We start from the raw sequence: 24,148 nt of genomic DNA, 5'->3' as shown, positions 1-24,148 counted from the left end.
GTCTATGATCCGGCCCGCGGCCGGGCGGTACGCTGGGAACCCCTGCCACCGGCGATCCGGCGGGCAGATGCCGGGGACCCGGCCCGTCGACGACGAAGGAGCACCACGTGGCAGCAAGCAGGTTCAACGTGGTCATCGTCGGTGCCGGCCCCCGGGGCACCTCGACCGTCGAACGCCTGCTGGCCCGCCTCGACGAGGCCACCGCGGCCGCCGGTCAGCGCGGCGGCGAACGGAACTGGTCGCTGGACATCACGGTCGTGGACCCCTGCGAACCCGGTCCCGGGCACGTCTGGGCCCCCGGGCAGCCGCGCTACTACCTGATGAACACCCCGGCGCTCTTCCCCACCGTGGCCCCACCGCGCGGCACCGGTGGCGGCCCGGGCCTGACCTTCGAGGAATTCCGGGCCAGCGGCGGGGACGGCGCCGCCCTCTACGACACCGAACGGGCCGAACTGGCGGCATTGGCCACCGACGGCTTCCCGGGCCGCGCCCTCTACGGGACGTACCTGCGCCACGTCTTCTCGACGGTCGCCGCCCGGCTCCGCGCGCACCCGGCCGTCGCCTCCTTCACCGTCGTGCGCGGTGAGGCGATCGCGATCCGCCGCGAGGCCAACGGATACCGGGTCACCCTGGGTGGTTCCGGGAACGACGGCGGGGCACGCGAGCTGGTGGCCGAGGCGGTGGTGCTGGCCGTCGGCCATGTCCCGGCGCACCCGAACCCGCAACAACGGGTCGCCGGGCAGCGGGCCACCGCCGTCGGGCTGCACTACCAGGGACCCAACGTGCCCGCCGACGTGGACTGGGGTGCCTACCCGGCCGCCGAACCGGTCCTGGTGCGTGGGCTCGGGCTGAACTTCTTCGACGCGCTGACCGCCCTGACCGTCGGCCGGGGAGGGGAATTCACGGCCACCGGCTCCGGTCCGGGACGCGCCCTGGAATACCGGGCGAGCGGGGCGGAACCACGCCTGCATGCCGCCTCGCGCCGGGGTGCGCCCTACCGGGCGAAGCCGTGCATTGACACCTACCTGCCGCGCTCGGTGTCCCTGCGCCATCTGGGGTTCGATGCCGTCCATGAACTGGCAGCGGCCGGGGCGCCGGGCGAGCCGGCGGGCAAGGTCGGGTTCAACGCGCATATCTGGCCCCTGCTGCACCGCGATGTACTGCGGACCTACTACGCGACGCTGGTCCGGGTCAGCCCCGGACTCTTCGAGGATCCGGCGGCCTTCCTGGCCGAACTGGACGACGTGCTGGACGCACCCCACGTCCATGGGCAGGAGGTCTGGCGCACGGTGGCCCGTGAACTCGTTGAACGTGCCGCGCCCGGGGCCGACTGGCTGGACGTCCCCGCGCTGGGCCACCCGTTCGCCGACCGCGGTTTCGTGGGGCACGGGGCCTACCAGTCCGCGGTGCTTCACTACCTGGAGCGGGATGCCGCCTCGTCGGCCCGCGGCGAGGACGACCCGCTGAAGATGGCGATCGGCGCGCTGAATGCCGGGCGGGGTATCGTCAAGCGGTTCGTCGCCGAGGGCCTGCTTGATGATGCCAGCCGGTTGGAGGAGCTCGGCCGCTGGTTCGAACCGCTGGTGGAGGGGCTGGCCAGTGGCCCGCCCCTGCAGCGCATCGAGGAGCTCGCGGCGCTGGCGCGCGCCGGCGTCGTGCAGTTCATCGGCCCGGATCCGGTGTTCTCCCTCGATGAGGAGGCCGGCCACTTTGCCGCCTCTTCGCCGTGGGTGCAGGACGAGCCGGTCACCGCCCGCTACATGTTCGAGGCCATGATGCCGGCGAACCGGGTCGCCCAGTCCGCCTCCCCGCTGCTTGGACAACTGCAGGCCGACGGATTGGCACGCCCGAAGCTGATGCCCACCTCCGAGGGCGAGGAAGTCTACGGCTCCGGATTCGACGTCGTGGGCCAGCCCTACCGGCTCGTGGACGGTGCCGGCATCGCCCACCGGGGGATCTTCGTGCTGGGGCTGCAGCTCTCCAGCGTGCAATGGGGCACGGCGATTGCCGCGGAGGCAGGTGCCGGGTACCAGGACGGCGCCCGCACCCTGGGGGATGCGGACGCCGTGGCGACGGAGCTGGTCAGGATGGCCGCTCGGGAGTAGGCCGTCCCGTGCCCGTTACTTCCGGTCGTGGCCCTTCGGCCCGTCCAGCTCCAGACCGACCACCAGCGGGTCATGGTCCGAGGCCCGGTAGGGATCGGGGGAGTAGAAGGCGGTCACGTTGTAGTTGTACCGGCTGTACTCCAGGGCGATCGGCTCGTCGGCGTTGATGTCCCAGATGTCCTGGCCCGTCACGTCGGCTGCCGCGGCATCGGAGGCCAGCACGTGGTCCAGGGACCCGGTCCGTCCCGCGAAGAGGTAGGACTGCTTGCCGGTCTTCGACCCGAGGTCGGTGTAGCCGGCCTCGTAGAGCACCTGCATCGGGTCCTCCTGCGTGTAGGAGTTGAAATCGCCCGTAAGGAGGACCTTCGAGGTCTTCGCCGTGCGCTTCATCTGCTCGGCGAACTCGACCAGGGCACTGGCCTGCTGCACGCGGGCAGCGTTCCAGGCACCTTGTCCGTCGCCGGTGTCGGCGTCGCCGGAACCGTCGGAGGGGTCGGAGCCCTTGGACTTGAAGTGGTTCACGATCGCCACGAAGGAATCGTGTTTCGGCCCGCGCGCCCGGGTGAAGGCCTGGGCCAGCGGCGGACGGGCGTTGGAGAACGCCTCGTCGTCGAGGATGACCGAGGGGCCGGCCGGCTTCACTGCTGCCTTGCGGTAGATGAAGGCGGTGCGGATGACGTCCTCGTCGGCGGGGACGGCGGCGGGGGTGGGGATGTACTCCCACGTCTGGGGTCCCGTGCCCTGCCCGTTGCCGTTTCCGGGTTTCGGGGACGTGCTGTTCAGGGCGTCGACCAGCTGGGCCAGGGCGGCGTCCCGGTCCTGGCCGAAGGCCGCGGAGTTCTCGATCTCCTCCAGGGACACGACGTCGGCGTCGAGTCCGTTGATGGCCGCGACGATTTTCGCCTGCTGGCGTTGAAGGTTCTCGGCGTTCGCCGCCCCGCGGGCGTCGCAGCCGCTGCGGACCGTCACGGGGTTGCCGTCACGGTCGGTGTAGAAGCTGCAGCCGGTGAGCTGGTCGCCGGTGGTGGTGAAGTAGTTCAACACGTTGAAGGTGGCGATCCTGACGTCGCCGCCGACCTGCTCGGGGGCGGCGGTGCGGGTCTTGCCGAAGGCCGCCGGCTGGTCGGCGGTGTTGTCTCCGGTCAGCCGGGTCAGCGGCTGGAAGCGCCAGGCGTCGTGCCGGTAGTCGAGGATGACGTTGCCGATGAAGTCCACCGGGGCCCCGACCCGGACCTGGGCGCCGCGGGAGAGGTAGGGCAGCGGGACATCCTTGTTGGTGTCGGCGCCGAGGTAGTTGGCGGTGGATCCGTCATCCAACGTGATGGAGCGTGCCAGGTTCTCGGTTTCGACGGCGGCGGCCCGGGCGGACCCGGCCGGGGCCACGTCGGTGGGCTGCGGCAAGGTGGTGGCACCGGGGACCAGCTGCGAGGTCCCGGAGGCCAAGCCCAGCTCGCCGTAGCCGTTGAGCGCGTAGTTGTCCGCGAGCGTCCACTGGCCCTGCGGGTCCCAGAGCATGCCCTCGTAGGCCTCGCGCTCGCCGTCGGACGACGGCCAGGCGACGGTCAGGGGCTTGACGGCCTCGGCTGCTTCGGCGAGCACCGTGGCGCCCCCTGCCGGGACGCTGACCTGGGTCAGACCGTAGAACTCGCCGGCCGTCCCGGTGACCTCCACGTGGTCGCCGACCCGGACGTCGTCCACGGTGGCCGCCGAGTACACGAACAGGCCGTCGGAGGCCGCCGATCCGGCATCGCCACCGGTTCCCGGCGTCTGGATGTAGTAGCCGTCGTATCCGCCGGTGGGGTAGGCGGCCGTAACCACGCCGCGGGTGGTGACCAGCTGGCCACCCAGGGGCGTGGCGTCGCCGGTGCCCTGGATCTCCGCGATGGTGGCACCCACCGGGTCGACGGGGTCCGGATCCGGGCCGGGCCCCGTTTCGCCGGAGGCGGTCGGGGACGGGGCGGCGTTCAGGGAGAAGTCGGCCGCGTTGTTGTCCGTGTCGGCGTGGTTGGCGCGTTCGAGCGACTTCGGGTCGGAGTTGCCCTCCGGCGCGGTGGCTGCCGCGGTCTCGAAGGTGTTGGAGGTGCCGTAACCGAGCAGGTCCGCGACCTGGGCGTCCCCGGTCACCGAACCGGTCGGCAGGGTCAACGCCCCGGCCTGGTTCGAGAGCACGATCGTGCCCTTCGTGCCGCTCGGGTTGAATGACGACTGGAGGTCCGGTGTCGGGAGTTCGGCACCGGTGGCGCCGTTGCTCCCGCCGCCGACCAGGAAATGGCCGTGGGCGGGAACGGTGCCGGACAGGGCTACCGAGGTGTTCGTCGCCCCGGTGCCGGTGGAGGAGCGGTATTGCAGCGACCAGCCATCCAGGGATACCGGGGTGTCCGAGCCGTTGTACAGCTCGACGAATTTGTCCTGATAGATCGCGTTCGCGCTGCCGCCGGACAGGTAGGCCTCGTTGATGACGACGCCGGCACCTCCGGCGTCGGGGGCTGCCAGCGCGGGGCCGGCCGCCGCCGTGGCGGCGATCAGGGTGGTGCAGGCGGCCAGACATAGTCCGGCCCGGGTGCGTGAAGTACTCACGAAGGTGCCCTTCTCTGGTGCGGGTTCAGTGATGAACGATGGAGTGATGGACACCAGTGAAACAGCAAGGGGTGAACGTTGGATAGACCCCAGGTGACGGAAGTGGCTGCCGCAGCTACGATCTGCCCATGACCCCAGCACCTGCAGGACCACCTGAAAGCGGTGAATTGGCGCCACCTCCCGGTTGGCGGATCTGCCCGCCGGACGCCGCGGATTGGCCCGGGATCGATGCCGTTGTCGGTGCCGCTTTTGGTGCGGTCGACGCAGCCGAAGGCCGTCGGGTCGTCGCGCTGGTGGCCACGCTGCGCCGGTGGTGGTCGGACGGCCGGGGATTTGAGCTGATCGCCGCATCCGACGGGGCGGTGGTCGGCCACGTCGGCATGACGCGTGCCTACGTGGACGGGCTGGACGAGCTGCATCACGTCCTGGTCCTCTCGCCGCTGGCCGTGGACCCGGACTGGCAGGGGCGCGGTGTGGGCCAGGCCCTGGCGTGTGCCGCGCTCGCCGACGCCCGGGAGGCGGGCTGGCCGCTGGTTTTCCTCGAGGGCGCCCCCTCGTTCTACCCGCGGCTGGGGTTCGTCGAGGCCGGACCGGCCGGATTCGGCAAGCCCTCGGTGCGGATCCCCGATGCGGCGTTCATGGTCCATGACACGGGTGTCGGTCCCCGGGCGGTCAGCGGGGTACTGGTTTACCCGGAAGCGTTTTGGGAAACGGACACCACGGGGCTGCGTGGGCCGCTCTTGCGCCAACTTTGCCCCGGGCTCTTCGGCGCAGGAGGGCACGACGACGGCGATTAACGCAGGCGGGAAGCCGGCCCACTGGGGGCCGGCTTCCCGGTGACTACGCGGAAGGTAAGGGATTTGAACCCTTGGTACGGGGTCGCCGCACACTGGTTTTCAAGACCAGCTCCATAGGCCGCTCGGACAACCTTCCAGACACCTGAACTATACGCGAGGGGCGTCGGAGCCGGAAAACCGCCGGGTAGGCTCGGCGGAGGACACCGACCACCATCGCGAAGGGACCCTCCCATGAGCCAATCCACCCCGACCGCCGTGCCCGAGACGATGCGCGCCGTGGAATATTACGGTGCCGGAGGCCCCGAGGTCATCAACATCGTCGAGCGCCCGGTCCCCACGCCGGCCGACGGCGAGGTGCTGGTCCGCGTCGCCGCCGCCGGCATCAACCGCGCCGACATCGGCCAGCGCGCCGGGAACTACCCACCGCCCCCCGGTGCCTCCGACATCCCCGGCCTTGAGGTCTCGGGAACCATCGCGGCCACCGGTCCGGGAGTCACCGGCTACGACGTCGGCACTGAAGTCTGTGCGCTGCTTGCCGGAGGCGGCTACGCCGAGTACGTGGCCGTACCCGCGCCACAGCTGTTGCCCATCCCCGCCGGCGTCGACCTGGTGGAGGCCGCCGGCCTGCCCGAGGTGGCCTGCACCGTCTGGTCCAACCTGTTCATGGAAGCCGACCTGGCCGCGGGGGAGTGGCTCCTGGTCCACGGCGGGGCCGGCGGCATCGGGACCATGGCCACCCAGCTGGCCACAGCGCGCGGCGTACGGGTGGCCGTCACCGCCGGGAGCAGCGAGAAGATCGAGTACTGCCGCGGGTTCGGCGCCCTGGAGGGCATCAACTACCGTGAGGAGGATTTCGTCGAGCGGATGCGGCAGATCACCGGCGGCCACGGCGCCGACGTCGTGCTGGACATCATGGGCGCGAAATACCTCGGGCAGAACGTGGACGTGCTGGCCAAGGACGGCCGGCTCGTCGTCATCGCCCTCCAAGGCGGCGCCAAGGCGGAGTTGAACCTGGCGAAGCTGATGACCCGGCGGCTGCGCGTCATCGGCACCACGCTGCGCGCCCGCAGCACCGAGGCCAAGGCCCGGGTGGTCGACGGCGTCCGGTCCGGGGTCTGGCCCCTGGTCGAATCCGGTGCCGTACGTCCCGTGGTGGAGAGGACGTTCCCGCTGGAGCAGGCGGCGCAGGCCCACGAGTACTTCGATTCGGGCGAACACCGCGGAAAGATCCTGCTCACCACCTGAGCCGTGTGGGCTGCCGATCGGAGCGTACTTGCACCAGCAGCCGCGTACGGAGAGCACCAAATTGTTACTAGAGGTGGCCGTAGGGGGATTTTCGGGAGATTTGCCAGCCCACCGGAACCGGGCAATTGCACGACGTGGCAGGCGCCAGGACCTCCAGCTGGAAGTCCATGACGTTGTATGAGGTCGCGGAGATCTCCAGAATGTGGGGTCCGCGCCAGCACGCCAAGGCGCCGGCAGACGGAAGGACGAAGCTGGAGCTGGACTGATAGTGATCATGTCAGTCCCGATCGCCATCGCAGGTGCCATGATGGGAATTGCTGGGTTCATCATTGACCGCACGATGCCAGGAGCCTTTCGCCAGCGTTCTCAGGTATGCGCTTCGCCTTGAAGAGGGGCAACCGTGAAGGCCGGCCCTCCTCAACCAGGGGGATTCGCGTGAAGCCGCAGGGGAACGGCCTGGAATTCCCTTGCTGGCCTCACCGTTGCGCGCCTGGCCCATCCGCTGGTGGATGTCCGGAAAGAGGCGCCGGTGTCCGCATTTCTCCCGAAGTCGAACGGTTCTGAAAGGGGAGTTTTCGTCAAACCCGCGGGGTCGATAGAACGTCAGCTCGCCACGTCTGGAAGCTGATGACCCCGTGCCGAAAACCCCGGGGGGGCCCACGTAGGTTAGGCGGTCTACTCCGCTCGATTGCCATGGGCGCTCGAAAGTGCCCGGCGCCGTCGCGCGCATCTGAGTGATGAGTCATCGACGTTTTCGCGTGGCTCCAGGTCCAACCATTCCTGCGCGGAGGCCGGGGGGATGTCCTTGGGCACGGATGCCGGGCGAAGGGGATAACCTGTAGGCGCGGCTGCCCGCGTGCCACAGATCACGTCAGGTCTGTTGGGGCGGCGTGCCGCAACGCAACTTTGAGAGTAAAGGCATCCACACATGAGTGAACAACCGTCCACCCCACCCCTGGAACTACCGCCCAGCGCGGTGGCCCCCGACGTCGCCGAGGCGGAGGAGCGCAAATGGACGCCCGCCAAGATCGTCCTCTGGTCCGCGATCTCGCTCCTCGGCGCCGTCGCCTGGTCCGTCCTGGCCATCTCCCGGGGCGAGACCATCAATGCCATCTGGTTCGTCTTCGCAGCGGTCTGCACCTACCTGGTGTTCTACCGCTTCTACGCGAAGTACATCGAGCGCAAGATTGCCCGCCCCGATGACTCCCGGGCCACCCCGGCCGAGTACAACTCCAACGGCCGCGACTTCATGCCGACGGACCGCCGCGTCCTCTTCGGCCACCACTTCGCCGCCATCGCCGGCGCAGGACCTCTCGTGGGTCCGGTCCTGGCCGCCCAGATGGGCTACCTGCCCGGGACCATCTGGATCATCGTCGGCGTCGTCTTCGCCGGTGCCGTGCAGGACTACCTCGTCCTGTTCTTCTCCATGCGCCGCGGCGGACGCTCGCTGGGCCAGATGGCCCGTGAGGAGCTCGGTCTGGTCGGCGGCACGGCAGCCCTCATCGCCACCCTGGCGATCATGATCATCATCGTGGCCATCCTGGCCCTCGTCGTGGTCAACGCCCTCGGCGAATCCGCCTGGGGTGTCTACTCCGTGGCGCTGACCATCCCGATCGCCCTGTTCATGGGCTGCTACCTGCGCTTCATCCGCCCGGGCAAGGTCCTGGAGATCTCGATCATCGGCTTCGTCCTGCTGATGTTCGCCATCATCTCCGGCCGCTGGGTCGCCGAGTCCGATCTCGGCTCGGCACTGTTCCACCTGGACCGCCCGGTGATCGCCTGGTCGATCATCGTCTACGGTTTCATCGCGGCGATCCTGCCGGTCTGGCTGTTGCTGGCTCCGCGCGACTACCTGTCGACGTTCATGAAGATCGGCGTCATCGGCCTGCTGGCCGTGGCCATCATCATCGTCCGTCCCACCATCTCCGTGCCCGCGTTTTCCGAGTACGCCGGGCGCGCAGACGGCCCGGTGGTGTCCGGTTCCCTCTTCCCGTTCCTCTTCGTCACGATCGCCTGTGGTGCGCTCTCGGGCTTCCACGCCCTGATCGCCTCGGGCACGACCCCGAAAATGGTCGAAAAGGAGAAGCAGACCCGGTTCCTGGGCTACGGCGGCATGCTCATGGAGTCCTTCGTGGCCATCATGGCGCTGGTCGCGGCCATCTCGATCGACCGCGGTGTCTACTTCGCGATGAATTCCTCGGCAGCATCCACCGGCGGCACCGTCGAGTCAGCCGTCGCCTTCGTGAACAGCCTGGGCCTGACCGGCGTGCACCTCACGCCCAACATGCTCACCGACCTGGCGGCCAACGTCGGCGAGGAAAGCATCGTCTCGCGGACCGGTGGAGCCCCCACCCTGGCCGTCGGCATCGCCCACATCATGCACCAGTGGTTCGGCGGCACCGCCATGATGGGCTTCTGGTACCACTTCGCCATCATGTTCGAGGCGCTGTTCATCCTCACCGCCGTCGACGCCGGAACCCGCGTCGCCCGCTTCATGCTGCAGGACACCATCGGCAACTTCATCCCTAAGTTCAAGGACACCTCGTGGCGCCCCGGCGCCTGGCTGTGCACCGCGATCATGGTCGCCGGCTGGGGGTACATCCTCATCCTCGGGGTGACCGACCCGCTGGGCGGGATCAACACGTTCTTCCCGCTCTTCGGCATCGCCAACCAGCTGCTGGCGGCCATAGCGCTGGCGGTTGTTTTGGCCATCGTCGCCAAGCGCGGCAATTTCCGCTACCTGTGGATTGTCGCCGTCCCGTTGGCGTTCACCGCGGTCATCACGATCTGGGCCTCGTGGGAAAAGATCTTCTCCCCGGTGGCCAAGGTCGGCTACTGGGCGCAGCATAATTCCTTCAAGGAAGCCCTGGCCCAGGGCAAGGAGAGCTTCGGCTCGGCCAAGAACGTCGAGGCCATGGAAGCCGTGGTCCGCAACACCGGCGTCCAGGGCACCCTGTCGATCATCTTCGTGGTCCTGTCCATCATCGTCATCGTGACGGCGGTGCTGGCCACCATCCGTGCCTACCGGGCACCGGGCTCCGCCGTGGACACCGAGGACCCCCGGGTTGAGTCGAGGATGTATGCGCCGTCGGGCATCATCTCGAGCCCGGCAGAGAAGGAGCTCGAGGCGCGCTGGAAGGACGTCCCGGTCGGGGAACGGGCAACCCACGGCGGCGGGCACTGACATGGCCGCCGTGTTGCTCCCCGCCGTGCGACGAAGCCTGGGCAAGGTGCGCTGGTACCTCGAGGGCATGATGGGCGCCGACGCCTACCGGCGGTACGTCGACCACCATGCCGCCACGCACCCCGGCTGCGAGCCGATGTCCGAACGCCAGTTCTGGCGGGACAAGTACGACTGGGAGGAGCGCAACCCCCAAGGGCGCTGCTGCTAATGCACGACGACGAGGGCGGGGCCGGGCTGCCGGTCCCGCCCTCGTCGCATCATGGCAAGATGGGACCATGAGCGAACACGAGCAGACGCGTCCGCCGGTCCCGACCGTGGAGGGCCACCCGAGCGCAGCGACGGCGGAATCCTTCAGGATCCAGGGGCTCGTCGACGAACCGGCCAAGGTCATGCGCATCGGCTCGATGATCAAGCAACTGCTCGAGGAGGTCAAGGCCGCGCCGCTGGACGCCGAAGCCCGGACCACCCTCGCCGACATCCACGAACGCTCCGTGGCCGAACTCGAGGATGGGCTCTCCGCGGAACTGGCCAGCGAGCTGCGGAGGATCCGGCTGCCCTTCACCGAGGGCAGTACGCCGTCGGAAGCGGAACTGCGGATCGCCCAGGCGCAGCTGGTCGGCTGGCTTGAGGGCGTCTTCCACGGGATCCAAACCGCGTTGGCCGCACAACAGATGGCCGGCCAGCAGCTCGCCCAGCGCATCCAGCTGCGCGAGCTGCCACCCGGGACCCAAATCGCCCCTGGGATCGTCATCAACGAACACGGTGAACCCGAACGCGTGGTCCCGGGAGGGACCGAGAGCGGCGCCCAGGCAAGTGCCGACGCCGACGGCGGACCGGGACAGTACCTCTGAGCATGGGATGGCTCGCCCAAGTCCGCGGTGCCCGACGCGACGACAAGGATCTCGGCGACGGTGTCTGGCGCCGCGCCCATGACCGCTTCACCCGGGGACTGGACCGATTCCACCAGATCCTGGAGGGCATCGAATCCGATGAGCTCTACAATGCGCTGGTGATGATCGCCGACCACCTCGCGGAACTCCTGCCTCGGGTCCGCGCCGTCTGCGCCGCCGCCCAGGGACAGCGGCCGAGCTCCGGCACGGACATCCCCGGTAGTCATGCCGACGTCCATCGTGCACTGTCCAAGGCCGCCAACGACCTGGCCGCCGCGGCACAAGCCGCCGCCATGGCCCGGCTGGACGGGGAACGGTGGGGCTACAACTCGGCCGGTCTGGAAAATGTAGCCTTCCGTGCAGACCTGGTCGTCGACGGTGTCCGGGCCGCGGAGGAAGCCCTCGCCCGTATCGGCTGAACGCCGTCGTTCGCCCAGCGCGGAGCGCGTCCGATCTCGCCATGATGTGGCCACTTCCGGTGGCAGGATGGAGCGATGACCACGTATGAATCACCACTGACCACGTTCAACGACGGCAACACCATCCCGCAGCTCGGCTACGGGGTGTGGAAGGTGAAAGACGACGTCGCGGAAAAGGTCGTCAGGCTGGCGTTCGAGGCCGGCTACCGCCACATCGACACCGCACGGATCTACGGCAACGAGGCCGGTGTCGGCCGCGCCATCGCCTCTTCCGGGCTGGACCCGGCGGACCTGTTCATCACCACCAAGGTCTGGAACTCCGACCAGGGCTACCAGCAGACCCTGGACGCCTTCGATGCTTCCATGGAGCGACTGGGCCTTCAGACCCTGGATCTCTTCCTCATCCACTGGCTGCAGCCGAAGCAGGGCAAGCATGTCGAGACGTGGAAGGCACTGGTCGAGTTGCAGAAGTCGGGCCGCATCCGTTCCATCGGCGTCTGCAACTTCACCATCGAGGCGCTGCGTGAGATCGAGGAGGCCACCGGTGTCGCGCCGGCCATCCACCAGGTCGAAACCCACCCGTACTTCCCCCAGGGCGACCTGCGTGCATACGAGGCATCCCGTGGCATCGTGCACCAGTCCTGGTCACCGCTGGGTCAGGGCTCGGACCTGCTGTCCAACCCGGTCCTGGCCGATATCGCAGCCAAGCACGGTGCCACCGTCGCCCAGGTCGTCATCGCCTGGCACCTGGCCCTGGGCAACGTGGTGATCCCCAAGTCCGAGACCCCGTCGCGGATCGTGGAGAACTGGGAATCCCTTGGCGTCACCCTGGGCGACGCGGACATCGAGGCCATCAACGGTCTGGATCGTGGCGACGCGGGACGGATCGGCGCCGATCCGTCGGTCAGCGACTTCGAATAGTCCCGGCCCCGGCAAGCAGGAAGGCCCGTCACTGCGAGGTGACGGGCCTTTTCCTGTGAGCCGTGGAGCCTCCACATGCGCCAATGGCACACTGGCGGGGGCCGCCCTCCACATCAAACACTTAGGGCATTCGCCCAGATGGAAGTCGCTGGGTCCCACGTCAACCCAGCAGCAGATTGATCGCAGGCGGGCAGCAGGAGCCGTCTGGTGAGCTCGACAGCAGTATCGAAGTTCGTGACATCGCCGCAAGCCGATACAGATCGTGCAATCGCGCCGTATTGGCTCGACCACGCCGCTGGCGGATCGAAGTCGGGTTGCCCGGAAAGGTTGCGGAAGGCCCATTCCGAATGCAGTGCACCGACCAGACCTGACCCGTCGATCTGCTGGGTAAGGGCAAACACCACCAGGTCAACTAGGTCGCGAACACGGGACGAGCGCCTCGTGCCATCACCATATGGCGCCTGCGTAGCGCACACCTTGTCCGCAACATGGTCGACGACCGGGTATAGCCGAAGGGTGGTAGGGGCCAAGCCCGGGATCTGAAGGACGGGGTTTTCTTCCGACTCCGGATCCGTGGTCATGAGCGAGCCTGCCACGAGGTCGACCTTCACCGATCCGATGCGCTTGGCTCCGCAGTAGGCGTCGAACCTGACCGTCTCCCCGCCGACGCCTTCCTGGGCCTGGGCCTTGCCCGCGAGAGTCCGCGAAACGGGTATGAAGCGAAAGTGGTCCCCCAGGTCCTTGGCTGCATCGCGCACGAGGAGCTCGTAGGCATCGTCGAGATTCCCCAGCCTGGTGAGCAGGTCCACGTCAAGGGTGGCCCTGGCGTCGGCGACGCGCGCAAGGACGGCGTTGCCGCCCTTTAGCACCCACGCGTCGTCGTCCGTCGAGAAGATTCGCGCGAGAAACCGTCCGTGGATGAATTGGCGCAGGACGTCACCGCTCGTCGTGGATTCCTCCTTGGCTCTCGCTTTCGCCCGGTCTCCGAGAGCGCGCCAGAACGCCTGGGATGTTGCGTAGTGTTCCTTGATGCTCACGAGCCGGCCTCTACGTGGTTCCGGTTCGCCCCCTTTGAAGATCGTCGGCAAGGTATCTCAAAGGAATGGGTTCGGAGCCCGAGATGTACCGATCCGCAAGCTGGTCACCCAGGGCGGAGAGCGCTTCCCGGTTGATAAGGGTTTCCCTGATGGTCGCCATCGCGCTCTCGTCGAGTTTTCCGGCATCCCCGAGTACGCGATGGTCTAGGGCCGGATCGCCTGCGCCTACGTCTGCAATCGTGGCCAGCTGGGCCCGAAGGTCGTCCTCGAAGGAGCGGCGGGCCTGGGCGGCGATCTCCGCCCCCAGGTAAGAGCTGGAGGTCTGCTTCAGGATCGCGGCGGGGCTGAGATCCACCAGGTCAAGCAGCCGGAGCATGAGGGCGTCCCCATCGCTAGCGTCGAGTCGGCACGCGACACGGTCAAGGTACTTGGCCAGCTTCCCCATGTCGAGGATCCCGGCACGTATTCCGTCGCGGACGGCCGCGGCCACATGGCTTTGGTCATGGCCTCCCCGGAGGAGGTCAAGGATCGTCCGTTCCGGCGTCGTGGTCGGCAGCCCGTCAACGAGCGTGATCTCGTCGGGGTCCAGTGGCAGGCGGTGCAGTTTGATGCGGCGGCTGGTCTGCCTGCGTTCGGATATGGTCAGCTCCGGGATCGACGGATCCAGGTCGCCCATGCCGTGCAGCGACGCCGCGGAAGCATGGGAGGCAACTGCCACGTCGACGTCTGCGAGAAGGCGCTCTTCTGCCGTTGCCTTGGGTTCGGTACTGAGCCACGCCTCATGCAGGTCCCGGCGCTCGTCAAAGACTGCGGCCATGGCGTAGACACCCTGGCCCACACGCTCCAGAACGCCGGACCCGACGAGCCGGGATAGCTGCATTCGCTCGATCCCCATCCGCGCCGCCTGAGCCGTGGTGAACATCCCCCACTGCCCCGCTGCGAGGTCGCTGAGGACTGCGACGACATTTCTATTCATGCTCTCATTGTATCTCATTTAGATACAAAACTAGTACACAGGTATCGTAGATTATTGAAGATACTTGGTTTGTATCTCAATCCGATACAAATGAAGCAATAGGATGTCTGGGCGAAAGAGGGACTTCGGCCATTCCGGCGACGAAGCAGTCGCGAATCGGACAGGATTATCTCCGGTTCTAAAGGGGCCCGGACACAGACGGAGGTCGGGTATGTCAGTCGCGGCCACACCCCGCCAAAACGCGGACGTCGCCCATGGAGATCCGGCAGGTCTGCCACGCTCTAAACGACGCGCACACCCCGCGCCTCGTCGCCGCTCTAGTCGGCGCGAAAGCCGCCTGCCCAGCGTCGTCGCCGCGGCCCAGGCGTTCGTCGAAGATGCCTACACCGGTTGAGAATTCCGTGCGGCGCGCGTCCCGACAGACGCAGAAGGACGACCTTCGTCCGGTGCCATTCAAGCTGGCACCTGCGGCTGGTCGACCGTCGGAACACCGGGCAGCACCGGTGCTGGGCGGTTGTTGCTACGACACCAGGCGCAGCGCCGATCGCTGCATGGCCTGCTCACGCTCCGCCACAGGTAGCCACTGCCCCTCCTGCAGCTGCCGGTGCAAGGCGGCCAGCTCCAGGCGCTTGGCGCCGTCTCCTGTCTCCAGAATGTCGTCGACAATGTCGTCTCGCTGACGCAGCCACGCCTTCGAATTCGGTACACCGTCGGTCAGCTCGCCCATGAGCTTCATCCGGATCGTACGAGCGCGTTCCGCTGCCGGGGTTACCCCCCGCTTCGAGGGCCAACTACGTCTCCTCCTTGCCTAACTTCCCTAGCGCGGCTTCAAAGCGCTTCCTCTCTCCTTCCGGCATTGGCGTGGTTAGGGATTGCATGGCGGGCCATAAGAGCATGTAGCTATGAACAATCTGGCTTCTCCACTTCTTCCGATCCTCCAAGATCTTGTCCCAAGTATTGAGCTTTTGCCCCTGTTCCCACGGGAGCAACGCAAGCCGGCACAATTGGTCCGCGTACTTGGCGACTTCGTTACCCCGCTCCATGACGTCAATGTGGATACCAAAGACCAATCGAAGGTTGATCGCTGCCGAGCGACATTCCGCATTTGCGGCCTCCGCCCGAGCATTCCAAGTCTTGGTCTCTCGACTTTCGCTAAAGCCCCACGCGTCGGTCACGGCCAAGACTTCTTCCCACGCCCTATGCATTCTTTCCATGGAAATCAGTCGCTTTTCTCTGAGCCACCCAAGGTAATTCGCGTCCTGGCTCTGCTTTAGAGCCTTCTCTTGGAACTCGAGTTGCTGCCGTTGCATATCGCGTTCGTGGCGCGACGTCTTGTTGAGGCTCCAAAGCTGGACACACACGCTCGCGACGAGAGCGAGAAGGGCAACCGATGCAGCGATCCACGCAGAGACCACAGAAGCATCCATGCTCCAACTCCTTTCATCTAGGCACAGGTGGTGGGTGGTGTGGAAGCTGGACCGACTAGGACGCAACACGCGCCACCTGCTCGAACTGCTGGACGGGTTCACGAAACAGGGCGTGAACTTCCGCTCCCTGACTGACGGTATCTCGACCGACCCGGAAGACAAGATCGGCGCGGCAATGGCAACGGCAATGGTTGCAATCATCTCCGCGTTTGCACAGCTGGAGCGCGATCAACTCAGCGAGCGGACAAAGGCCGGTACAGCTGACAGCAAGGCGAAGGCGGGGCGCCGCGAGGTCGCGGCGAGCGCCGACGTTGTGAAGCGAACAAAGGAACTGCGCGCCGGGGGCATGAGCATTGACGAGCTGCGCCGGATGCTGGCACCGACTGAGGGGAAGAACAAGGATCGGCCCGTGAATCGGGCGACGGTGTACCGCTACCTGGGCCTATAAGCGACCAGGGAGGCGGCAAGGCCGGGGCTGGCGCCCCGGCCTATTGAGCAGTAGCAGCTACGGCGTCTGGGGTGTGCCAGGCTCGTCGCCTGGCGGCGGGGCCAGCACTGTCGCTATCCGCTTGAGATAACCGACAGCCATGAGCAGTAATCCCGGAAGCATTCCGAGAAATATCGTCCCCGCATTGCCTCCAGTGAACAGGAGGATTATTCCAAGGAGGGCCGATAGTGCGGCAAGAAGTGTGCCGCCCCCGATCAAGTAGTCCCCGGCTGAACTGATTCGAGCGCGCTGCGCATTCGTTGCCATGGTTTGAGCATAGCGGGGCAGGGGGTGGCCGGCGGCGGGAGCATGGGGAGGGCTGGTCCAACTAGCAGCGGGGGAGTGTGGCCTCTTGGCAGTGACGAAAAAGTGACGACGAGTCCTGAAATGATCCGATAATCGGCGTAACGCATAGACAAAGACGGTGTTAAGCTGACGCTCTAGCAAGACGAAACAAAAAGGTCGGTTCCCTTTGTTGTAAGGGAACCGACCTTCGCAATATTGGAGCCTCCTGCCAGAATCGAACTGGCGACCTTTTCATTACGAGTGAAACGCTCTACCAACTGAGCTAAGGAGGCACCGCAGCCACGTGGGCCACAAGCAGTTAGTTTATAGGAGCGCTTCACCAGCGGTCAAAACGAACGCATGGACCCGGGAACGCGTCAGCACTGCAGGCCGTCCTCCGGCACCGTCGAGTCCAGGAAGTACTCGTCGACGGCGTTGCCGATGCACTCGTTGCTTCGCCCGTAGGCGGTGTGCCCCTCCCCGTGGAAGGTCAGCAGTACCGAGGACTCCAACTGTTCATTCAGGGCCTTGGACCAGGCATAAGGGGTGGCGGGGTCCCCGGTCGTGCCGATGATGACGATGGGAGCCGCCCCGGGGGCCGAGACCGGCGCCGGTTTGCCGGTTGACGGGTACTTCCAGTCCTTGCAGGAGAGCCCGCCGTAAGCCAGGTACTTGCCGATCGTCGGTGACGCCTTGGCCAGTTCGCGGGCGTCCTGGCGCTGTCCTTCGATGCTGGTATCGACGGGGTAGTCCAGGCAGTTGATGGCGATGAACGCCTCATTGGCATTGCCTGTGTAGGTGCCGTCCGGCTCCCGCCCGGCGCTCAGATCCGCCAACTCAAGCATTTTCGTCGGATCACCGGAGATCGCCGCGTTCAGGGCATCGGTGAGGGTCGGCCAGTACGCATCATCGTAGAAGGCCACGAGGAAACCGCTGACAAAGTCGGTGATGCCGACCTCGCGCCCGTCCTGGGCGGTCAGGGGGTACTGCTCGACGGAGTCGAAGAGTTGGTGGAGCTGGGTGCGGGCCTGGTCGGCATCGCCGTCGAACGGGCAGTTCTGGCCGCGCAGGCAATCCTCCAGGTAGGCGGTGATGGCCTTTTCGAAGGCCGCGGCCTGGCCCAGGGTCACTTCCTCATTGGACAACGAGGGGTCCATCGCACCGTCGAGCACCATGTGCCCGACGTTCTTCGGGTAGAGCTGGGCATAGGTGGCGCCGAGCTTGGTCCCGTAGGAGAAGCCCAGGTAGTCCAACTGCGTATCTCCGTTGACGGCACGCAGGATGTCCATGTCCTTGGCGGAGCTGACGGTGTCAATGAATCCGAGCGACTTGCCCGTCTTGGCAGCACAGGCGTCGGCGAACTCCTTGCTCTGCTTCTCGATTTCCGCCAACCCGGCATCGGTCGTGGGATCCGGATCCCGGGTCCGGGCCTCGTCGCGTTCGGCATCCGTCCGGCAGGTGACCGGTGCCGAGCGGCTGACCCCGCGGGGATCGAAGCCGAGCAGGTCATAGCGCTGGCGCAGGTCCGCGGAGAAGATCTGCGTTCCGGCATTCATGACCAGGTCCACCCCCGAGGCCCCCGGGCCGCCGGGATTGACCACCAGGGTTCCCTCGGCCTTGCGGCCGGCGTCCAGCTTCACCACAGAGAGCTTGATCGAGTCCTTGTCCGGATGCTCGTAGTCCAGGGGCACTTCCACGTCGGCACACTCGAACGATGTCGAGCAGCTCGTCCAGTCCAGCGTCTGGCTGTAGTACTTCTCCAGGCCGGCTGGCGGGGCGGGCATCGAGGCACCGGAACCCCCGTCCGCTGCGGGGCCGGAGGAGGGAGTGGCGCTGCACGCGGTGAGCAGCAGCAGGCAACTGGCGGCGGCCGCCCAGCGCAGCCGACGTCGGGGGAAGGTCATACGCGGGGTTCTCCTTGGTTCCTGGCGGGAAGCAGGCCTGCCATCATGGCCTCCATGGCCAGCAGCGGCTGGACATTTGCGGTGATGCGGCGCCGGGCCTCGGCGATGTAGTCGATCCGGGCCAGCGTCTGTTCGGGGGTGGAACGGTGGGCGATCTCGGCGAGCTCGCGTTCCAGGTAGGCGTTGACCAGTTCGCTCCCTGTGGACAACTGCAGGGTGAGCACGTCGCGGTAGAACGTGGTCAGGTCGATCAGCGCCCGGTCCAGTGAGTCGTTGACTCCGCGCTTGGCGCGGCGCTTGTTCAGCTCCTCGAGGGCCTTGAACTGGCTGCGCAATTGCGGCGGGACCGGCGCATCCGCCGCCAGACCCAGGGATTCGCGCAGGGAAGCGGTATCGGCGGCGCCGCGTTCCTCGGCGGAGGAACTGGCCTCGGTGGTGGAGAGCTCCACCAGGTCCCCAGCGGCGATGACCGCATCGGAGACCGAACCCAGACGCAGCGGCAGGCGCACCGTGCGGTCACGTCGTTGCCGGGCTCCCTCGTCGCGGGCCAGGCGCCGGGCGATGCCGATGTGGCTCTGCGAGACCCTGGCCGCGAAGTCGGCCTGGTCGGGGGTCAGCCCGTCGCGGCGCACGAGGAGTTCGGCCACGGCCGCGCGGGACGGGACCCCCAGGGTCACCGGCCGGCACCGCGAGCGGATCGTCACCAGCACGTCAGCGGGGCTCGGCGCACACAGGATCCACACGGTGTGGGGTGGGGGCTCCTCGATGGACTTGAGCAGCACGTTGGTGGTCCGCTCCGTCATGCGGTCCGCGTCCTCGACGATGATGATCCGCCATTTGCCCGAGGACGGGCGGTCCTGTGCCTTGGCGATCAGCTGGCGGACATCCTCGATCTGGTAGGCGACCTTCTCCGTGGCGATGAGCGCGACATCCGGATGGGTCCCGGCCATGACGGTGCGGCATGCGCGGCACTCCCCGCATCCGCGTCCCTCGGGATCCGCGGCGTCGCACTGCAGGGCTGCGGCGAAGGAGCGGGCCGCATTCGAACGCCCCGACCCCGGAGGGCCCGTGAACAACCACGCGTGCGAGGGGGCCCCGAGGGCCGCGGCCCGGCGCAGTGCGTCGACAGCCTGGTCCTGTCCGGGCAGGTCGGTCCAGACGCCCCGCAGCTCGGTTTCCGCGGTCATGACGCCGATCCCGCCGGCTGCCCGACCGCGGCCACCGCGGCGGCGATGCGTCCCGCCAGGTCCTCCACGGAAAGGGAGGCATCCAGGACCACGTAGGTGCCGTCGTCGTTGCCGGCCCGGTCCAGGAAGGCCCGGCGGATGCGGGTGTGGAAATCGTCGGGCTCGGATTCGAGCCGGTCCTCGGCCGCGGCGCCCTGGGTGCGCCGGTCGCGTCCGGCCTGCGGGTCGACGTCGAGCAGGATGGTCAGGTCGGGACGCAGGCCGGCCGTGGCCCACCGGTTCAGGGCCAGGACCTCGTCGGTTCCCAGCCCGCGCCCGACGCCCTGGTAGGCGACGGAGGAGTCGATGTAGCGGTCGCAGATGATGGTGGCGCCGCGGGCCAGCGCAGGCAGGATGAGCTGCTGGACATGGGCGGCGCGCGCGGCGGCGAACATGAGGGCCTCGGTCCGGGCATCGACCTCACCGTGGCCATGGTCCAGGACCAGGGAGCGCAGCTTCTCGCCGATGGGGGTGCCGCCGGGTTCGCGGGTGCGCACGACCTCGCGGCCGTCCGACTGCAGATGGCCGGCCAGCAGGCCCGCCTGCGTGGACTTGCCAGCGCCGTCGCCGCCTTCGAGGACGACGAACAGGGCCCCGGGCGCGCGCTGCATTTCATTCACCCGCCCAGCCTATCGGCCCGCGGCCGGTAACACGCTGTCGCGGCTTCGGGCGTGGGCCTTTGCGAGGTCTACGATCTTGGCATGGCCCCATCGCACCCCCAGGATCTTGCCCCCGATACCGTCGTCGTCGCCGCCGGCCGCCCGCCGCGCGAGGTGGACGCACCGGTGAACCCGCCGATCGTGCTCTCCTCGACGTTCTTCGGCGCCGGGACCCCGGGAGCCGGCGAACGGGTCTACGGGCGGTTCTCCAACCCGACCTGGGATCCGCTCGAGGACGCCCTGGCCCAGCTGGAATCGGCGGTCCTGCCGGGGCTCGTCTACGCCTCGGGGATGGCAGCGGTGGCCTCGGCGATGTCGCTGGTGCCGTTGGGTGGGACGATCGTGGTGCCCCGGCACAGCTACAACGGCTCGCTGTCGCTGGTGGCGGACCTGGAGACCCGGGCCGGGATCACCGTGCGGCTGGCCGACGTCGAGGACACCGACGCCACCGTGGCCCTGCTCGACGGCGCCGACATGCTCTGGCTCGAAAGCCCCACCAACCCGATGCTCGAGGTCGCCGATGTGCGAGCCCTCGCCGCAGCGGCCCGCGTCGCCGGGGTGCTGTCCGTCGTGGACAACACCTTCTCCACCCCGCTGCTGCAACGCCCGCTGGAACTCGGCGCCGACGTCGTGGTGCATTCGGCGACCAAGTACATGGGCGGGCATTCCGACGTCGTCCTCGGTGCCGTGCTCACCAGCGATGCCGGGCTGCGCACGAAGCTGCACGCCCACCGTTCGCTGCACGGGGCGATCGCCGGGCCGTTCGAGGCGTGGCTGACCCTGCGCGGGCTGCGGACCATGGCGCTGCGGGTCGAGCGGGCCCAGGCCAGTGCCGGGGTGCTGGCCCGCCGCCTGTCCGGGCACGCCGCCGTGGAGTCGGTGCGCTACCCGGGGCTGGAATCGGATCCCGGGCATGCGCGCGCCGCGGCCCAGATGGACGGGTTCGGGTCGATCGTGGCCATCACGGTGGCCGGGGGAGAGGCCGCGGCGGAGGCTGCCCTGGCGGCTTTGCGGCTGTGGACGCCGGCCACCAGCCTGGGCGGCGTCGAGTCCCTGGCCGAACGACGGCGGCGCCACCCGGGCGAACCGGCGTCGGTGCCGGCGCACCTGATCCGGCTCAGCGTCGGGATCGAAAACGTCGAGGACCTGTGGAAGGACCTCGACGCCGCGCTGGGGGCGGCGCGCTAGCCGCGGATCGGGGTTCGGTCGCCTAGACTGGCGGATGTGGCTACCGCATTGTTATTCGAGATCGTCCTGTTCCGGGTCCTGAGCCTGGCGGCGCTGGTGCTCGGCCTCTGGGCCTTCATCGACGCCGTGCGCCATCCGGCGCAAAACTACACGCGTGAGAACAAGCGCACCAAGGGCTTCTGGCTGGGCATGACCGGCGTTGCAGCCGTCGTGTGTGGTTTCAGCGTGCTCGGGTCCGGCGGTGCGGGGTTCCTGCAGCTGATCGCCGCGTGCATCTCCTGCGTCTACCTCGCCGATGTCCGGCCCGCCGTCGGCGGCAAGGGCTCGCCGGGGTACTACAACTACTAGGCTTCCGCCCGCGCTGGCGCGCTAGAGCGCCAGCGCACCCGTCCGCGGGGCCACGCAGGCCCAGTCGACGGTGAGTTCGCCCAACCGCCACCGCGGAACGCCGTCGCGCACCGGCCACCCGTCAGCACGCAGCGTCCGGCACATGGCGATCCACCGCTGGCGTTGGCCGAAAGGTGCCAGCGGGGCAGTCGCCAGCCACGCGGCATCGGCAGCAGCCAGGAAATCGTGGACCCGTTCACCGGGGTGGTTGCGGTGGATCAGCGCCTTGGGCAGGCGTTCGGCGACCTCGCTGGGCCGGTCGACGGCGCCGAAGCGGATCGAGATGCTCAAGGTCAGGGGCCCCTCGGGGGAGATCCCGACCCAGGTACTGACCCGCCCGACCTCGTCGCACGTGCCCTCGATGAGCAGCCCGCGCGGATCGAGCCGGGCGGCCAGCGCCTTCCAGATCGAGGCGACGTCGTCCTCGTTGTACTGGCGCAGCACGTTGAACGCGCGGATGAGCAGGGGATTGCGTTCGGTGGGGATCTCGAAGCCGCCGACGCCGAAGGACAGCCCGTCGACCTCCATCACCTTCGCCGCCCTCACCCGTCCGGGATCGATTTCCAGTCCGACGACGGACACCCGCGGGTTCAGCGCGCGCAGGCGCTGGAAATACTCCACGGCGGTGCGCGGGGAGGCCCCGTAGCCCAGGTCGACGCAGATGGGCGGTGCGCCGGTGACCTCGGGGCGCAGCCGGAATTCCTGGGTCCCGGTCATCCACCGGTCCACGCGGCGCATGCGGTTCGGATTCGTGGTCCCGCGCGTGGGGTTGCCCACGGGGCGCCCGGCCTGGTGCCGGCCGCCGAGCCGCTGAGCTTTTTGCACCACAACAGAAAATATAAGGTGGCGCCGGGGTCCTTCATGACCAGTCATGGGGGAAAGTAACGGACTTCACGCCGGATAGGATGAAAATATGACGCACACCCTGATCCTGCTCCGCCACGGGCAGAGCGAATGGAACGAAAAGAACCTCTTCACCGGCTGGTACGACGTGCCGCTGACCGAGCAGGGGCGCGCCGAGGCAGTGCGCGGCGGCGAGCTGCTCACCGCCGAGGGCCTGGTCCCCGACGTGCTGCACACCTCGCTGCTCAAGCGCGCGATCATCACCGCGAACCTGGCCCTGGAGGCAGCGGACCTGTCCTGGATTCCGGTCCACCGCGACTGGCGGCTGAACGAACGCCACTACGGTGCGCTACAGGGCAAGGACAAGGCCCAGACGCTCGCCGAATTCGGCGAGGACCAGTTCATGCAGTGGCGCCGCTCCTACGACACCCCGCCGCCGCCGCTGGACGACGACTCCGAGTTCTCCCAGATCGGGGACCCGCGCTACGCCGACCTCGGCGATGACGCCCCGCGCACCGAATGCCTCAAGGACGTGCTCGAGCGCATGCTCCCGTACTGGGAGTCGGCGATCCGCCCGGACCTGCAGGCCGGCAAGACCGTGCTGGTCACCGCGCACGGCAACTCATTGCGCGCCCTGGTCAAGCACCTGGACGGCATCTCCGACGAGGACATCGCCTCACTGAACATCCCCACCGGCATCCCGCTCGTGTACGAGCTGGACGAGGACTTCACCCCGGTCACCGCCGGCGGGCGCTACCTCGACGCGGACGCAGCTGCCGACGCGATCAAGGCCGTGGCCAACCAGGGCCGCAAGTAGACCCGGCAAGACACCGGCTGAAACGACGAGGGGCTGGCTGGCGCGGATGCGCCGGCCAGCCCCTCACCGTTTGCCCCTAACGTTCGGAGCTGCCTGGCTCCCACTCGCCGGTCACCAGGTAGTTGACCTTGCGGGCGACGGATACGCCATGGTCGCCATAGCGCTCCATGTACCTGCTGGTCAGCGTGACGTCCGCGGTCCGCGGTGCGGACTCGGTCCACTCCGGGGCGGCCACCAGCTTGAAGACGCTGGCATGCAGATCGTCGATCCGCTTGTTGAGCGTGACGATCTCGGCGGCGATGTCCAGGTCGCGGGTCTCCAACAGGGTGACCAGCTTCCGGGCGATCTGCACGTCGAGCTCGGCCATTTCGGCAAAGACCGGGGCGACCGCGTCCGGTGCGACGTTGGCCGGGTAGCGCAGGCGGGCCAGCTGGGCGATGTGCCGGGCCAGATCGCCCATCCGCTCGAGCGAGGCGCTCATCCGCAGGGAGCCCACGATCATGCGCAGATCCGAGGCCACGGGGCCCTGCAGGGCCAGTACGTCGATGGCCCGCTCATCCAACTGGTTCTGCATGAAGTCAACACGCGCGTCGGCGGCGATCACCTCCTGGGCGAGCTCCGTATCGGCCCCGGCATACGATGCGTAGGCCCGCTCCATGGCGGTGCCCACCAGGGTGGCCATTTCCGTCAGTTCCTCGCCGATCGTCTGGAGTTCGGCCTGGAAAACCTTGCGCACTGGGCGTCCTTTCATAGCTGTGTTCCCCGGCCGCTGGG

General features: G+C 67.7%; 22 protein-coding genes and 2 tRNA genes. 12 read left to right on the top strand and 12 right to left on the bottom strand.

The features are described 5' to 3' along the window. The first annotated feature begins 107 nt into the window (after positions 1–107). Positions 108–2,105: an FAD/NAD(P)-binding protein gene (locus AC1MEQ_RS07015; RefSeq protein WP_479795207.1), complete on the top strand. Its 1,998-nt coding sequence runs from the start codon at positions 108–110 to the stop codon at positions 2,103–2,105. 15 nt (positions 2,106–2,120) lie between these two features. On the opposite strand, the gene AC1MEQ_RS07010 is transcribed toward AC1MEQ_RS07015, so the two are convergent. Further along, a complete protein-coding gene (locus AC1MEQ_RS07010; RefSeq protein WP_479795205.1) occupies positions 2,121–4,682 on the bottom strand; it encodes an ExeM/NucH family extracellular endonuclease in 2,562 nt (853 codons plus the stop codon). A 128-nt stretch (positions 4,683–4,810) separates the two neighbouring features. Here AC1MEQ_RS07010 and AC1MEQ_RS07005 point away from each other — a divergent pair, with 128 nt between their 5' ends. Then, positions 4,811–5,479 (top strand): GNAT family N-acetyltransferase, encoded by a 669-nt coding sequence (locus AC1MEQ_RS07005; RefSeq protein ID WP_479795203.1) that lies wholly within the window; start codon positions 4,811–4,813, stop codon positions 5,477–5,479. Positions 5,480–5,527: 48 nt separating this feature from the next. On the opposite strand, the gene AC1MEQ_RS07000 is transcribed toward AC1MEQ_RS07005, so the two are convergent. After that, a tRNA-Ser gene (locus AC1MEQ_RS07000) sits at positions 5,528–5,615 on the bottom strand. Between the two features lie 131 nt (positions 5,616–5,746). On the opposite strand from AC1MEQ_RS07000, the gene AC1MEQ_RS06995 reads away from it, so the two are divergent. The 6 genes from AC1MEQ_RS06995 (at position 5,747) to AC1MEQ_RS06970 (ending at position 12,138) form a co-directional block, all read left to right on the top strand. Beyond that, positions 5,747–6,724: an NAD(P)H-quinone oxidoreductase gene (locus AC1MEQ_RS06995; RefSeq protein ID WP_479796079.1), complete on the top strand. Its 978-nt coding sequence runs from the start codon at positions 5,747–5,749 to the stop codon at positions 6,722–6,724. A gap of 928 nt (positions 6,725–7,652) precedes the next feature. Further along, entirely contained in the window at positions 7,653–9,908 is a 2,256-nt protein-coding gene (locus AC1MEQ_RS06990; protein ID WP_479795201.1) for a carbon starvation CstA family protein, read from the top strand. 1 nt (position 9,909) lies between these two features. Next, positions 9,910–10,116: a YbdD/YjiX family protein gene (locus AC1MEQ_RS06985; RefSeq protein WP_479795199.1), complete on the top strand. Its 207-nt coding sequence runs from the start codon at positions 9,910–9,912 to the stop codon at positions 10,114–10,116. Between the two features lie 67 nt (positions 10,117–10,183). After that, a complete protein-coding gene (locus tag AC1MEQ_RS06980) occupies positions 10,184–10,759 on the top strand; it encodes a bacterial proteasome activator family protein (protein WP_479795197.1) in 576 nt (191 codons plus the stop codon). Between the two features lie 2 nt (positions 10,760–10,761). Further along, entirely contained in the window at positions 10,762–11,217 is a 456-nt protein-coding gene (locus AC1MEQ_RS06975; protein WP_479795195.1) for a hypothetical protein, read from the top strand. 75 nt (positions 11,218–11,292) lie between these two features. After that, positions 11,293–12,138 (top strand): aldo/keto reductase, encoded by an 846-nt coding sequence (locus tag AC1MEQ_RS06970; RefSeq protein WP_479795193.1) that lies wholly within the window; start codon positions 11,293–11,295, stop codon positions 12,136–12,138. Positions 12,139–12,251: 113 nt separating this feature from the next. Here the strand turns inward: AC1MEQ_RS06970 and AC1MEQ_RS06965 are convergent, their stop codons facing one another. The 4 genes from AC1MEQ_RS06965 to AC1MEQ_RS06950 all read right to left on the bottom strand — a co-directional run bounded on the left by AC1MEQ_RS06965 (position 12,252) and on the right by AC1MEQ_RS06950 (position 15,578). Beyond that, entirely contained in the window at positions 12,252–13,175 is a 924-nt protein-coding gene (locus tag AC1MEQ_RS06965) for a nucleotidyl transferase AbiEii/AbiGii toxin family protein (protein ID WP_479795191.1), read from the bottom strand. Positions 13,176–13,185: 10 nt separating this feature from the next. After that, positions 13,186–14,151 (bottom strand): type IV toxin-antitoxin system AbiEi family antitoxin domain-containing protein, encoded by a 966-nt coding sequence (locus tag AC1MEQ_RS06960; RefSeq protein WP_479795189.1) that lies wholly within the window; start codon positions 14,149–14,151, stop codon positions 13,186–13,188. A gap of 520 nt (positions 14,152–14,671) precedes the next feature. Continuing rightward, a complete protein-coding gene (locus tag AC1MEQ_RS06955; RefSeq protein ID WP_479795187.1) occupies positions 14,672–14,887 on the bottom strand; it encodes a hypothetical protein in 216 nt (71 codons plus the stop codon). Between the two features lie 55 nt (positions 14,888–14,942). Continuing rightward, a complete protein-coding gene (locus AC1MEQ_RS06950; protein WP_479795185.1) occupies positions 14,943–15,578 on the bottom strand; it encodes a hypothetical protein in 636 nt (211 codons plus the stop codon). A 34-nt stretch (positions 15,579–15,612) separates the two neighbouring features. Here AC1MEQ_RS06950 and AC1MEQ_RS06945 point away from each other — a divergent pair, with 34 nt between their 5' ends. Beyond that, the gene (locus AC1MEQ_RS06945) at positions 15,613–16,026 is read left to right on the top strand and encodes a recombinase family protein (protein ID WP_479795184.1); all 414 of its coding nucleotides are present in this window, start codon (positions 15,613–15,615) and stop codon (positions 16,024–16,026) included. Positions 16,027–16,567: 541 nt separating this feature from the next. On the opposite strand, the gene AC1MEQ_RS06940 is transcribed toward AC1MEQ_RS06945, so the two are convergent. The 4 genes from AC1MEQ_RS06940 to tmk all read right to left on the bottom strand — a co-directional run bounded on the left by AC1MEQ_RS06940 (position 16,568) and on the right by tmk (position 20,091). Further along, positions 16,568–16,643: transfer RNA gene (locus tag AC1MEQ_RS06940), tRNA-Thr, on the bottom strand. Between the two features lie 84 nt (positions 16,644–16,727). Further along, entirely contained in the window at positions 16,728–18,254 is a 1,527-nt protein-coding gene (locus tag AC1MEQ_RS06935; protein ID WP_479795182.1) for an alpha/beta hydrolase, read from the bottom strand. Next, a complete protein-coding gene (locus AC1MEQ_RS06930) occupies positions 18,251–19,441 on the bottom strand; it encodes a DNA polymerase III subunit delta' (RefSeq protein ID WP_479795180.1) in 1,191 nt (396 codons plus the stop codon). The genes AC1MEQ_RS06935 and AC1MEQ_RS06930 overlap by 4 nt, the downstream gene beginning before the upstream one ends. Further along, the gene (gene tmk / locus AC1MEQ_RS06925; protein WP_479796078.1) at positions 19,438–20,091 is read right to left on the bottom strand and encodes a dTMP kinase; all 654 of its coding nucleotides are present in this window, start codon (positions 20,089–20,091) and stop codon (positions 19,438–19,440) included. Before tmk ends, AC1MEQ_RS06930 begins: the two co-directional genes overlap by 4 nt. Positions 20,092–20,181: 90 nt before the next feature. Here tmk and AC1MEQ_RS06920 point away from each other — a divergent pair, with 90 nt between their 5' ends. After that, a complete protein-coding gene (locus AC1MEQ_RS06920) occupies positions 20,182–21,327 on the top strand; it encodes a trans-sulfuration enzyme family protein (RefSeq protein WP_479795178.1) in 1,146 nt (381 codons plus the stop codon). 36 nt (positions 21,328–21,363) lie between these two features. Then, the gene (locus tag AC1MEQ_RS06915; protein ID WP_479795176.1) at positions 21,364–21,675 is read left to right on the top strand and encodes a DUF2516 family protein; all 312 of its coding nucleotides are present in this window, start codon (positions 21,364–21,366) and stop codon (positions 21,673–21,675) included. Positions 21,676–21,696: 21 nt separating this feature from the next. On the opposite strand, the gene AC1MEQ_RS06910 is transcribed toward AC1MEQ_RS06915, so the two are convergent. Further along, positions 21,697–22,542 (bottom strand): class I SAM-dependent methyltransferase, encoded by an 846-nt coding sequence (locus tag AC1MEQ_RS06910; RefSeq protein ID WP_479795174.1) that lies wholly within the window; start codon positions 22,540–22,542, stop codon positions 21,697–21,699. A gap of 85 nt (positions 22,543–22,627) precedes the next feature. On the opposite strand from AC1MEQ_RS06910, the gene AC1MEQ_RS06905 reads away from it, so the two are divergent. Further along, positions 22,628–23,374 carry a phosphoglyceromutase gene (locus AC1MEQ_RS06905; protein ID WP_479795172.1) on the top strand — a complete coding sequence of 249 codons (747 nt, stop codon included), beginning with the start codon at positions 22,628–22,630 and terminating at the stop codon, positions 23,372–23,374. Positions 23,375–23,450: 76 nt separating this feature from the next. Here the strand turns inward: AC1MEQ_RS06905 and phoU are convergent, their stop codons facing one another. Beyond that, positions 23,451–24,110: a phosphate signaling complex protein PhoU gene (phoU, locus tag AC1MEQ_RS06900; protein ID WP_479795170.1), complete on the bottom strand. Its 660-nt coding sequence runs from the start codon at positions 24,108–24,110 to the stop codon at positions 23,451–23,453. Between the last annotated feature and the right edge of the window lie 38 nt (positions 24,111–24,148).

The organism is Arthrobacter sp. ASL1 (genome assembly GCF_056680475.1).
This window is presented reverse-complemented; position numbering and strand designations above follow the sequence as displayed.